At 60.6% G+C, this 12088-nt stretch carries 11 protein-coding genes and 1 pseudogene; 9 read left to right on the top strand and 3 right to left on the bottom strand.

Translation table 11 applies throughout. The features are described 5' to 3' along the window. Positions 1-60: 60 nt before the first annotated feature. On the top strand, positions 61-474 hold the full coding sequence (locus G5358_RS00830) for a CBS domain-containing protein (RefSeq protein WP_227341361.1): 414 nt from the start codon (positions 61-63) through the stop codon (positions 472-474). Positions 475-626: 152 nt separating this feature from the next. Here the strand turns inward: G5358_RS00830 and G5358_RS00825 are convergent, their stop codons facing one another. From G5358_RS00825 to G5358_RS00815, 3 genes are all read right to left on the bottom strand, one after another. Next, positions 627-2288, bottom strand: a complete 1662-nt coding sequence (locus G5358_RS00825) for a hypothetical protein (protein ID WP_216952011.1) — start codon at positions 2286-2288, stop codon at positions 627-629. 125 nt (positions 2289-2413) lie between these two features. After that, positions 2414-2881, bottom strand: coding sequence for a hypothetical protein (locus G5358_RS00820; protein WP_421323406.1), 468 nt, complete (start codon positions 2879-2881; stop codon positions 2414-2416). A 53-nt stretch (positions 2882-2934) separates the two neighbouring features. Continuing rightward, a complete protein-coding gene (locus G5358_RS00815) occupies positions 2935-4311 on the bottom strand; it encodes a PLP-dependent aminotransferase family protein (protein WP_421323405.1) in 1377 nt (458 codons plus the stop codon). Positions 4312-4427: 116 nt separating this feature from the next. On the opposite strand from G5358_RS00815, the gene G5358_RS00810 reads away from it, so the two are divergent. The 8 genes and pseudogenes from G5358_RS00810 to G5358_RS00775 form a co-directional block, all read left to right on the top strand. Beyond that, positions 4428-5024 carry a LysE family translocator gene (locus G5358_RS00810; RefSeq protein ID WP_421323404.1) on the top strand — a complete coding sequence of 199 codons (597 nt, stop codon included), beginning with the start codon at positions 4428-4430 and terminating at the stop codon, positions 5022-5024. A 125-nt stretch (positions 5025-5149) separates the two neighbouring features. Beyond that, positions 5150-5740 (top strand): LysE family translocator, encoded by a 591-nt coding sequence (locus G5358_RS00805; RefSeq protein WP_075114588.1) that lies wholly within the window; start codon positions 5150-5152, stop codon positions 5738-5740. A gap of 126 nt (positions 5741-5866) precedes the next feature. Beyond that, entirely contained in the window at positions 5867-6565 is a 699-nt protein-coding gene (locus G5358_RS00800; protein WP_421323403.1) for an aspartate/glutamate racemase family protein, read from the top strand. Between the two features lie 130 nt (positions 6566-6695). Next, positions 6696-7802: a 1-acyl-sn-glycerol-3-phosphate acyltransferase gene (locus G5358_RS00795; protein ID WP_421259420.1), complete on the top strand. Its 1107-nt coding sequence runs from the start codon at positions 6696-6698 to the stop codon at positions 7800-7802. A gap of 314 nt (positions 7803-8116) precedes the next feature. Then, the gene (locus G5358_RS00790) at positions 8117-8587 is read left to right on the top strand and encodes a YhcH/YjgK/YiaL family protein (RefSeq protein ID WP_421323402.1); all 471 of its coding nucleotides are present in this window, start codon (positions 8117-8119) and stop codon (positions 8585-8587) included. 274 nt (positions 8588-8861) lie between these two features. Further along, entirely contained in the window at positions 8862-10061 is a 1200-nt protein-coding gene (locus G5358_RS00785) for an acetate kinase (protein WP_005335525.1), read from the top strand. A gap of 143 nt (positions 10062-10204) precedes the next feature. Further along, a complete protein-coding gene (locus G5358_RS00780) occupies positions 10205-11446 on the top strand; it encodes a mechanosensitive ion channel family protein (protein WP_101529604.1) in 1242 nt (413 codons plus the stop codon). Between the two features lie 187 nt (positions 11447-11633). After that, a pseudogene (locus tag G5358_RS00775) lies at positions 11634-12088 on the top strand (L,D-transpeptidase); the annotation flags it as partial.

Below are 12088 nucleotides of genomic sequence, written 5' to 3'. Positions count from 1 at the left end.
TGGCTGGCGCTGCAAAAACATGCCATAACAGAGAAACCAGTTTGGTTACGGGAGGTTAGCATGCATATCAGGGATATTATGACGACCCGGGTCGCCACCGTTTCAATGGATGATCGACTCCGAGTCATCAGGGATATCTTCGAGCAGGCACACTTTCGCCATCTGCTGGTGCTGGAAGAGGAGGAGCTGGTAGGGGTCATCTCGGATCGGGATCTGTTCCGCGCCATCAGCCCCTATCTCGACTCCGAAGCTGAGATGAGCCGCGATACCGAAACCCTCAACAAGCGGGCCCACCAGATCATGAGTCGTCAGCTCGTCACCATCGCTCCCCATCTCACCGTGCGCGACGGCGTCAAGCTGATGCTGGAGAAGGGGGTATCCTGCCTGCCGGTGCTGGAGAATGGCGCCCTGGTCGGCATCATCAGCTGGAAGGATTTTCTCAAGGCGGCGCTGGAGAGTGATGCGCTGGGCTGAGCCCGGGTACATAACAGTCATCTGTCACCGTAGCTGCTTGTGCCCGTCCTTGAGGGCCATAAGGGTACACGAAATGAATAGAGGGGAGCCAAGGCTCCCCTCTCTCTATGTGGTGGCTGGTGGCGCAGGTAAGTGCACCCCCTGCTGCTTCATCATGACTCCGGGGGCCCCTTGGCCAGGCTGGATGGGCCACTGCCGGAGAGGTGCGGCTGCAAGTGGGTGCGGATCTCCTGCAGAGTACGCTGGTACTGCTGGGCATGTTGATCCAGAAACGCAGGGCTGTGCTTGAGGCGCCGCTCCAGGGTATCGACCAGCAGCGCTACCTTAGGGGCAGCCATGCCCGTCGGCCAGCTGTGTTGCAGCAGTTCCAGCAATTGCCAGGCATCGCCGGGCAGGGCAGGGAACTCCTCCAGCAACTGCAAGCCGGCCTGCAGAGCCAGTTGATAATCACCTTTTTGTATCCCCTGATGGCGGGTCTGGCGCAAGCTGGTCAGGCGCTGCTCCCGCGTCGTCAACCGTTGGCCCAGTTCCGTTAGCAGATGGTGAAACAGTTTACGGGTCAGTGGGTGGGGCGCGACACGGTCACGGTAGTGTGCCAGTTGGGCGAGATAACGCTGGGCATGATGGGGCAGGCCACAAAACTGACAGACGGCAAAGCCCAACAACAGGGTGAGATGGTTCTCGCTCGCCTGGTTGGGTTGATGGTGGGCGATCAGGATCAACGCCTCGTCGAAGCAGTAATCCAGTCCCTGCATCAGTGCTTGCAGCAGCTCGTACTCCTGGGGAGGCAGGTTCACTGTTCGCTGCAGGTGGGTCCACTCCTGTTTCAGGGAGCGGATCCGGTTGCTGGACGGTGCATGCCACAGTACCGCCAGCATGGCATTGATCATGAAGTGGTCGATGGCCAACCGGACGCGCAGCTCACTGAAATAGTGAAGATTCAGGGTGCTGGCTTGTTCCAGTACCTTCCTCTCGTCTTGCTGTAACAGTCCCAGAATCATGGCCAGCTGATGCCAGCGTGGTTGATGAGGGCGGACTTGCTGCAGCTGCACCATGGTCTCCCAGGCTGCCTGCCACTGATGTTGGTGCAGCTGGCTGGCGAGTTGCAGCTCCAGTCGGGTGGCGGTCGGCAATATGGCCTGATGACGCTGCAAGTCAGTTTCGGCACTCTGCAGTTTGCCCAATCCCAACATGGCGTAAAACAGTCCGACCCTTGGCCAGCTTGCCCGATACTCGTTGGCACACAGGGCATAATGCTGAGCGGCAGTGAGCTGTTCGCTGGATTGCAGCAGCAGGTAGCCCTTGAACCGATCCAGCCAGGGGGCAAGGGGGCGGTTGTCCCGTTGATAGAGCAGGTCTTCACAGAGTGCGGTCGCCAGTTTCCACTCCCGCAGCAGGGCCGGAGGGGCGAGGGTGTGGGTCATTTTGCTCAGTTGTGCCAACTGCTTGAGCACAGTCGTGAGCTCTCCTGCCATGAAGGGGAGTGGCAGATGGAGGGAGAAGTAGAGGTCCGAGGGGAGAAAATCCTGCTCGTTCTGGTCCGCATCCAGCAACAACAGGACGCAGGCGGGTTGCAGCAGGCCGAGGTAGTGTGCCTCATGCAGCAGGCGGGCGCCGTCATGGCCCAGTTTTCTATTTTGCTGGCAGACAATGGCATCGAATGGCTGTTGTTGCAGCAGGGTGAGCAGACCGCTGCGTTCCTGACCCGGATGGCTGTGGTGGTGGATCCGTTCAGCAGGAATACCCTGTTCGGTCAGTTCTCTGGTGATGGCGCTACGGAGCAGGGGATCCTCTTCGAGCAGCAGTATCGTCATGCACGCGTCCTTTCAATACTCCACGAGTAGATCAGAGTAGACCCAAGAGGAACATAGCGACAACTCTGCGGAGGGAGGAAAAGTGACAGTAGTCAGCGCGGGAAGGGAGAGGGCACTATAGGTGGTTACCGGGAGCCATGTACCCCGGTGAGAAAGACACACTCTGTTTGACGGATCAGGTGTGAACCACTCCCTAGTTTCCCTTGCCAGCTGACTTCGAGCTTGCCGAGGCGGCCCAGATGGCGCAGCTCGAACTCGTAGCGCTGGCAGAGGTTGTCCTGGGGCAGGCTCGCCATCCCTGCAGGCAGTCGGTATTGATAGCGCAGGAGTGGCCCATCCTCCAGCGTGCTGGCCACCGGCACCAGCCCCTCTGGGGTGGGCTGCGGCGCCCCGAGTGCGCGGCGCAAACTGAGCGGCGCATCGATCGCCTTTTGATAGTGCAGGCCGTTCATCGCCGCCAGCTCCTCTTCCAGCCGTTGCAACTCCCCTTCCAGTCCATTGAGCGCGGCCCCCAGCTGCTGGTGGGTCGTTGATGAGGCGCAGCCACCCAGCAACAGGGTGGCAAGCAGCAGGGCGGCTCTGATGGGGGGCACGGCATCTCCTTGGCAATGACGATGAAGCGTGAAGGTCAGGTCGGCTGGCCTGACTATAGCAGGGGATTGCTCGGGGGCGTCCCCTGCAGCAGTTGGGCCAGACGGGCCAGCCCCTCGCCGACCCGGGCGTCGGTGGCGGGTTGGCTCAGGCTCAGGCGCACCCCCTGCGGAGCGGCAAACTGACCGGCGGCGAAGTGTTCCCCGCTCGCCACGCCAACGTCAAGGGCATCGGCGGCGGCAGCAAACTGCTGGCTGCGCCAGGGCTCAGGCAGTGGCAGCCAGGCGTGCATGCTGCCCGGCTGCCAGCGGGCGGCGGGCAGCAGGTGGCGCAGCAGTTCGCCACGGCGTTTGAGGATCTCCCGCTGCTGCTCGACCAGCGGCATGATCTGGCGCTGACTGACCATTTTGCAGGCGAGCTCGATCAGCAGCGGGCTCACCATCCAGCTCGACAGCCGCATGGTCTGGGCGAAGGCGCTGCGCAGGGCCGGGGGCGTCAGCACGAAGCCCACCCGCAGGCCGCCGCAGGCGATCTTGGCCAGACTGCCCAGATAGATGACCCGCTCCGGCGCCAGATTGACCAGAGGGATCACAGGTTGCTGGGGCAGCAGGCCGTTGACGTCATCCTCGATGATCAGCAGATCGTGGCGACGGGCGATGGCGACGATGGCCTCCCGCCGCGCCAGACTCATGATGGCGGTGGTGGGGTTTTGCAGGGTCGGGGTGAGGTAGAGCAGCTTGGCCCGGCGGGTACGGCAGGCGGCGTCTAGCGCCTCGGGCTGCAGTCCCTCCTCGTCCATCGCCAGCCCCACCACCTGATTCTTCAGTTGGCGAGCGTTGCCCAGCATGCCGGGGTAGCTCAGCCCCTCGCACAGGATGGTCTCCCCCACGCAGCCGGTCGCCAGCAGCGCCAGCATGATGCCGTGCTGGGCGCCGTGGCTGAACAGCAGGCGATCCTCACTGCAGGCCACCCCTTGCTCCGCCAGCCAGTCGACAAACTGCTGGCGCTGATCCGGTCGTCCCGCCTCCTTGTCGTAGCCGAGCAGGGCGTTGAGATCCCCGTCCGCCACTTCCCCCAACATGGGGCGAATGATGGCCGCCCGATCCAGCTGCACCGGCAGGTTCTGCCACAGCTCGATGCGGTGCCCCTCCTCCTGGCGGATCACCCACTCATTGGCGGGATCCGTGTTCGCTCCCTTGACCCAAGTGCCGTGTCCCACCCGGGCGGCCAGCAGGCCACGCCGCTCCGCCTCGCTGTAGGCGCGGGTGACGGTGCCGACGGTGACACCCAGACGATCCGCCAGGGATCGGTGGGTTGGCAATCGGGTCTGCGGTGGCAGCTCGCCATTCACGATCCCCTGTTCGATCGCTTTGACCAGCTTGAGGTAGAGGGGGCCATCGAAGGCCGCAAGGTCGGGCGTCCAGATTGTCATGGTGACAATAAATCCATTGATCAAAATTTGTTGTCAATATAGCGTGAATTTCAACCTGATAACAACCAAATAGCACACATTGTATCGATACAATGTGGCAAGCAAGGAGTCACAATATGACGATGGAGTGGTATGTCACCCTGTTCGGTTTTGCCGTACTCACCTGCGGTACGCCGGGGCCCAACAACCTGATGTTGACGGCCTCCGGTGCCAACTTCGGGGTGCGTCGCACCCTGCCACATCTGCTTGGGGTGGGGCTGGGGCAGCCGGTGTTGCAACTGGTGCTGGCGCTGGGGCTCTATCCGCTGTTCGAGCGCTGGCCTTTATTACGCCTCGGTTTGCAGATCTTCGGCAGCCTCTATCTGCTGTGGCTGGCGTGGCGTATCGCGGTGGCTGGTGCGCCGGGGGATCCGGCCCGGAGGGCCCGTCCGCTAACCATGCTGGAGGGGCTGGGCTTTCAGTTCCTCAATCCCAAGGCGTGGATGATGGGGATCTCCGCCATCAGTCTGTTCAGCCTGCCCGGCTCCAGTTACTGGTCGAGTCAGCGGGCGGTGATGGTCATGTTTGTGTTGGTGGCCCTGCCGGTCTGCTTTGTCTGGGTACTGTTCGGCCATCAGCTGAGTAACTGGATAAGCTCGGATCGGGGCTGGCGGCGACTCAACGGTTCCCTCGGCCTGCTGACGGCGCTCTGCGTAGTCATGCTCTGGTATTGAGCCGTGCTGCGCTGATGGGGGAGGTGGCCGAGAAAGAGGCATTTCTGGCTTGTCGCCACGGGGTTGGCTCTGCATATTAGAAGGCTTTCCCCATAACGGGGGCGTTGCATCGACAAGAGGTTGAGATGGATCTGAACTGGTTACTGCCCCTGGCTGGGTTTGCTCTGGTTACCTGCGGCACGCCGGGGCCCAACAATATGTTGCTCACCAGCGCCGGCGCAGCGCAGGGGTTTCGCCGCACGATTCCCCTGCTGGTTGGGGTGGTCGGGGGGATCAATCTGATGATCCTCGCCACCGCGCTGGGGCTTGGCGTGGTGTTCGAGAAGGTGCCGCTGCTGCACGACGGCCTCAAGATTATTGGCTCGGCCTATCTGCTCTGGCTGGCGTGGAAGGTGGCGACCGCCAGCGGCCCGGCCGAGGGGAACCGGCCGCTCATTCCCGCTCATCAGGGGGCCATGCTGCAACTGCTCAATCCCAAGGCATGGATGATGGCGCTCTCCGCCATCAGCGGTTTCACTCTGGCGGGGGAGGCTTACTGGCCCTCCGCGCTCTGGGTGTTGGTGATCTTCTTTATTACCGGCCTCTACACCGGGGCGTTCTGGGTGCTTTTTGGTGCCCAGGTGCGACAAATCATTCGCACCGCCCGGGGTTGGCGGCGTTTCAATCTCGGCATGGGGCTGGCGACGGCCGCCTGTGTCGCGATGATCTGGATTTAGCCCGGGGTTGACCCGGGCCTTTACCGGCTGTCTTGTTGGCCCTGCGGGGCCTTTTTTATCTCGATCCCGTGACCTTGCCTGCAAGGTGGCGTGGTTCTGCCCTCCCTTGGGATAAAAGGAGTTCCTATGAAATGTATCGGTCTGCTGGGTGGCATGAGCTGGGAGTCCACCGTCAGTTATTATCAGGCGCTCAACCGCAGGGTGCGGGCACAGCTCGGTGGCTTGCACTCGGCGCGGGTGCTGCTCAATAGCGTCGACTTTGCCGGTATCGAGCGGTTGCAGCATGCCGGTGACTGGCCCGCTACCGCCCGCCTGCTGGCTGCGGAAGCGCGCAAGTTGCAGGATGGCGGCGCCGATTTCTTGCTGATCGGCACCAACACCATGCACAAGGTGGCGCCCGAGATTGAGGCGGCCATCGATATTCCGCTGCTCCATATCGCCGATGCCACCGCGGCCAAATTGCAGGCGGACGGGATAACCCGGGTTGGCCTGCTCGGCACCCGCTTCACCATGGAGCAGGATTTTTACAAAGGGCGCTTGCAGGAGCGCTTCGGGTTGGCGGTGCTGGTACCCGATGAGGCCGGGCGGGAGCGGGTACACAGGATCATTTATGACGAGCTCTGTCTGGGGGAGATCCGTGCATCGTCGCGGGCCGAGTATCTGGCCATTATCGCGGGGCTGGCGGCCGCTGGCGCCGAGGCGGTGATCCTCGGCTGTACCGAGATTGCCCTGCTGGTGGGGGATGCCCAGGCTGCGGTGCCGCTCTACGACACCACTGCCATCCATGCCGAGGCGGCGGTCGCGCTGGCACTGGCATCCGATTAATAAACTGGTCAGATCTCACTATTCATGCTTGTCTCATACCCCTTGCCATAAAAGCGTGTAAAATTGCGCCCTGAATTTTCCCCGGCCAACGCGGGTTGGCTGCGGTTTCCTAGCATGCAAGGCTGACATTGTGACTGAAGTAGATAGATTCGCGGATATTCGCCCCTACCGCGATGAAGAAGTGCCGGCAGCCATCGAACGGCTGATCCAGGATGATGAATTTATCGGCGCCATCGCCAAATACCGTTTCGGTTCCCTGATGAGCTGGCTGGGTTGGGCCATCCGCCCGCTGATCCGTCAGGTACTGCGCTACAAGTGGGCCAAGGTGACCACTGTGCATCAGGTACAGATGGGCGTCACCAACTATATGACCCGGATGATCGCCACCTCCACCAAGGGGGTGACCTTCTCCGGGATCGAGCATCTTAAGAAAGAGCAGGGCTATCTGTTTGTCTCCAACCACAGAGACATCGCCATGGACCCGGCGTTCGTCAACTGGGGGCTACACACCCACGGTTTCGATACCGTGCGCATCGCCATCGGTGACAACCTGCTGCGCAAACCCTGCGCTACCGAGCTGATGAAGCTCAACAAGAGCTTTATCGTCAAACGCTCCGCCAAGGGGCCGCGGGAGATGATGAAGGCGCTCGGCGAGCTGTCTGCCTATATTGGCAACTCGGTTCACGAAGGTCACTCCATCTGGATTGCCCAGAAGGAAGGGCGCGCCAAGAATGGCGATGACAAGACAGATCCGGCCATCCTCAAGATGTTCTACGTCGACGGCAAGAAGCAGAAGATCGACTTCGTCGACTACATGCGCAGCCTCAATATCGTGCCGGTCAGCATCAGCTACGAGCTGGATCCGACCGACAAGGCGAAGGCGCGCGAGCTCTACGAGAAGTCGGTCAACGGTAGCTATGAGAAGGGCGAGTTCGAGGATATCGAGAGTATCGTCGCCGGTATCGTCGGCATGAAGGGGCGGGTACACGTCTCCTTCGGCGCGCCGATCACCGAGGGCTTCAGCGATCCGGACGAACTGGCCGCGCTGATCGACAAGGCGATCTGGAGCAGTTACCACCTATTCCCCAGCAACTATCTGGCGGCCGATGTTTCCGGCAAGGCCAATACCATCGAACAGGCGGCCTTCCTGACCCGTCAGTCAGAGGTGCCGGAAGAGCACAAGGCGATCTGGCGGGCCATGTACGCCAAACCGGTGGAAAACGCCAAAAAGGCTTGAATGAAACCGGTTGTTAAACGGTTTTGCGAAAAAAACGGGCGCTGATGCGCCCGTTTTTGCGTCTGGTCAAAGTCGAGGGGGAAAGGGTGGTGAATAATATGGTTTCAGCTGGTACGATCACTATGAAAATGGGATTATGTCTCTTGGCAAGGTGCTGACGAGTGTGTAACAGTGCCCATATAGCTGAACATGAGCAAAAGCTCTAAACCGGTTTGCACGGATTGCAGACGGCATTATTGAAGGACCTGTCACAGGTCCTTTTTCATTGGCTGGCAAAGATGCCGCTCAGATATACCTAACAGGAAACAGACGCCATGATCACCGGTAGCCTGAACACCCTGCAGCGGACGCCGCTGCCCGCCCCGCTGGCCCATATCATGGCCGAGGTGGTGAAGAGCGTGGCTCACTGGGGTGACGCTCCGCTCGGCAAGACCGAGATCGATGGTCTCAACCTGTTCTGTCTGGTGCGCGAAGATCTGACCGAGCCAGCCGCGGATCGCCGTGGCGAATTCCATCAGCAGTATCTCGATATCCAGTTGCTGCTGCGCGGTGAAGAGTGGATTGGTGTGGGCCCCCACGACTATGTGAGCGACGGCGCCGACCATCCCCATCCCGACCTCTGGTTTGTCGATGACGAGCAGACCAGCTACCTGGCGCTGCAACCGGGCGATTTCGCCATCTTCTGGCCGGGCGAGCTGCACCGCCCGCTCTGTACCTTCAATCAGCCCGCCAAGGTGAAGAAGCTGGTGGTCAAGGTACACAAGGATCTGCTGGCTATCGCCTGAGCACTCCCATTGAGGCGAGCCCTGCGCAGCTGATGCGTTGAGACTCGCAAGCATTGAAACCAGTGATACGCACCACAAGTTGCGATGACTCTTTCAAGAGCAAGAATTGAAACCAGTGATACGCACCACAGGTTGCGATGACTCTTTCAAGAGCAAGAATTGAAAAATTGGACGCACCCTCCTGCGACCATAAGCCCCCGGCAGGGGAATCCCATCCTCTTTTGGATGACACGACACTGTCGGCATAAAGCCGAAGCACAGGAAGATGTAGAAAATGAGCAAGTTGGTATTGATCCTTAACTGCGGTAGCTCTTCCCTGAAATTTGCCGTAATGGACGCCGAAACAGGTGAGGACATGCTGTCCGGCCTGGCCGAATGCTTCAATCTGGATGATGCACGTATCAAATGGAAACTCCACGGGGTCAAGGGCGAAGCCATGCTGGGAGCGGGTGCCGCTCACCAGGAGGCCCTCGACCATATCGTGGGTCACATCCTGCCGCAGGATCCGACTCTTGCCGAGCAACTGGTGGCCATCGGTCACCGAATCGTACACGGTGGCGAGCAGTTCTCCCGCTCCGTGCGTATCGATGACGGCGTGATCGCCGGTATCGAAGCCGCCATTCCGTTCGCCCCGCTGCACAACCCGGCCCACCTCATCGGTATTCGCGCCGCGCTGAAAGTGTTCCCGCAGCTGTCCGAGAAGAACGTGGCCGTCTTCGACACCGCTTTCCACCAGACCCTGCCGCAAGAGGCCTACCTCTATGCGCTGCCGCACAAGCTCTACCGCGAACACGGTATCCGTCGTTACGGTGCCCACGGTACTTCTCACCGCTACATCGCGGAAGAAGCCGCGAAAGAGCTGGGCAAGCCGTTGAATGAACTGAACATCATCAACTGCCATCTGGGTAACGGTGCCTCTGTCTGCGCCATCAAGAACGGCGAATCCGTAGACACCTCCATGGGTCTGACTCCGCTGGAAGGTCTGGCGATGGGTACCCGCTCCGGTGATATCGATCCGGCCGTGGTCTTCTTCATGCACGACCAGCTCGGTTACAGCGTGGAGCAGATCAACCACACCCTGACCCGTGAGTCCGGTCTGCTGGGGATGACCGAAGCGAGCAGCGATTGCCGCTACGTCACCACCAACTACGCTACTGACGCCGGTGCCAAGCGCGCGCTGGATGTCTTCACCTACCGTGTGGCCAAGTATGTCGGCGCCTATGCCGCTGCGATGGACGGTCGTCTGGACGCCGTGGTCTTCACCGGCGGTATCGGTGAGAACGCCGCCATGGTGCGCGAGATGGTGCTGGCGCGTCTGGCCCTGTTCGGCTTCAAGGTGGACAAAGAGGCCAACAACGCCGCGGTACTGGGTGGCGAAGGTCGCATCACCACCGCCGACAGCCGTTGCGCTATGGTGATCCCGACCAACGAAGAGCTGGTCATCGCCCGCGATGCCCTGAGCCTGGTCTGCTAAGTCAGCCTCGCTTTGAAACAACGCCCGGCCTGTGCCGGGCGTTGTCATTTCTGGCGTACGCCGATTTGACATGGGGGAGGGGAGCGGTACCCTGACCACCACTGTTTTTGCAGCCAGCGGGCTGCCAGGTTCGGGAGAGAGCAATGAAAGAGGCGTTTTTTAACTGGTTGTCGGGCCTTGGGGTGGAAGTGACCAGCATGATGGCGCTGGTGATCGCGCTGGGCTTTATCGTCATCACCTCGTTGCTGCTGCACATGGCGCTGCACCGGGTGCTGCTGGTCCGGCTGGTGGGGATCCTCGGCAAGGCCAAGCAGGTGTGGCTGCCGCCCCAGCTGCAACAGCGCCTCTTCAACCGGCTCGCCTTCGTGCTGCAAGGGGCCGTGCTGCTTGGTCAGGCGGAGATCTGGCTGCCCCGTCAATCGGATAGCCTCAAACTTATCGAGATGGTGGCCCAGCTCTGGATCTTGCTGTTCCTGCTGCTGGCCTTCTTCGCCCTGCTCGACTGCCTGTTGTCGGTGAGCCGCTATACCCGCCTTGGTCGGGATTTGCCCCTGCGCGGCATCTTCCAGGGGGCCAAGCTGGTAGGCAGCATTCTGGTGGGCATCCTGATGATCGCCCTGCTGCTCGGCAAGTCGCCGCTGTTCCTGTTCAGCGGTCTGGGCGCCATGACCGCAGTGCTGATGCTGGTGTTCAAGGACCCTATCCTCGGGCTGGTGGCGGGGATCCAGCTCTCCGCCAACCGGATGCTGAGCGTCGGTGACTGGCTGCAGATGGACAAGTACGGCGCCGATGGCGAGGTGACCGACATCGGCCTCACCACGGTCAAGGTGTCGAACTGGGACAAGACCATTACCACCATTCCTACCTATGCCTTGATCTCCGACTCTTTCAAGAACTGGCAGGGGATGACCGAGTCGGGCGGCCGCCGCATCAAGCGCAGCGTCAATATCGACATGACCAGCGTGCGTTTTCTGACGGCCGAGGAGCAGTTGCAGCTCAAGCAGGCGCAACTGCTGGCTCCCTATCTCAGCCGCAAGGAGCAGGAGCTGAGTGCCTACAATCAGCAGCTGAGCGATGCCCTGAGCTGCCCCATCAACGGTCGTCACCTCACCAACCTCGGCACCCTGCGCGCCTATCTGGATGCCTACCTGCGCGCCCATCCCGGCATTCGCAAGGACATGACCCTGATGGTGCGCCAGCTGGCACCCACGTCAGACGGTCTGCCGCTGGAAATTTACTGTTTTACCGCGACTACCGCATGGGCCGATTACGAAGGGATCCAGGCCGATATTTTCGACCATATATTCGCCATCATTGAGCAATTTCATCTGCGGTTGCATCAATCTCCCACAGGTTACGATATGCGTGCCTGGCAACGGGGATAAACAGGGAAATGGGGCGGGTCGAGGACGCGGAAAAAACCGCATATTAATCATCGACCCGTCGCCACTTGTCAGTTGAAATTTGCCGTGCAGAGGAGAAAAATGGCGGCCTTCTCTTCGCGCCCCTGATCCCCTCTTGATCAGCTGCCAGCCCAGAGACGTCACTTCAAGTCATCATCATGGGAAAGTTATGAAGCTCCTTCGCAATAGTGTGGCAACACTCTGCTACAGCCTGCTGCTGACCGCTGCGCCGGTTTTCGCTGTTGAATATGCTCTGCCTGCGGCCAACAGCCGTCTGGTAGGGGAAAATCTGGAATATGTGGTTCCGGCCGAAGAGAACGGCCAGCCGCTGGAGGCCATTGCGGCCAAATTCCAGCTGGGGCTCACCAACATGACCGAAGCCAACCCGGATGCGGATCCCCTGCTGGTACAGACCGGCGAGAAGCTGGTGATCCCCCAGCAACTGATCCTGCCGGATGCACCCCGTGAAGGGATCGTGCTAAACGTGGCCGAGATGCGCCTCTACTACTACCCCAAGGGTAAAAAAGTGGTGGAAGTGCTGCCCATCGGCATCGGCCAGCTCGGCACCGACACCCCGGAAAACTGGGTGACCAGCGTGCAGCGCAAGAAAGCGGGCCCGACCTG

The sequence above is a fragment of the Aeromonas sp. 604176 genome, assembly GCF_049170755.1.
GTDB lineage: Bacteria > Pseudomonadota > Gammaproteobacteria > Enterobacterales > Aeromonadaceae > Aeromonas > Aeromonas veronii_A.
This window is presented reverse-complemented; position numbering and strand designations above follow the sequence as displayed.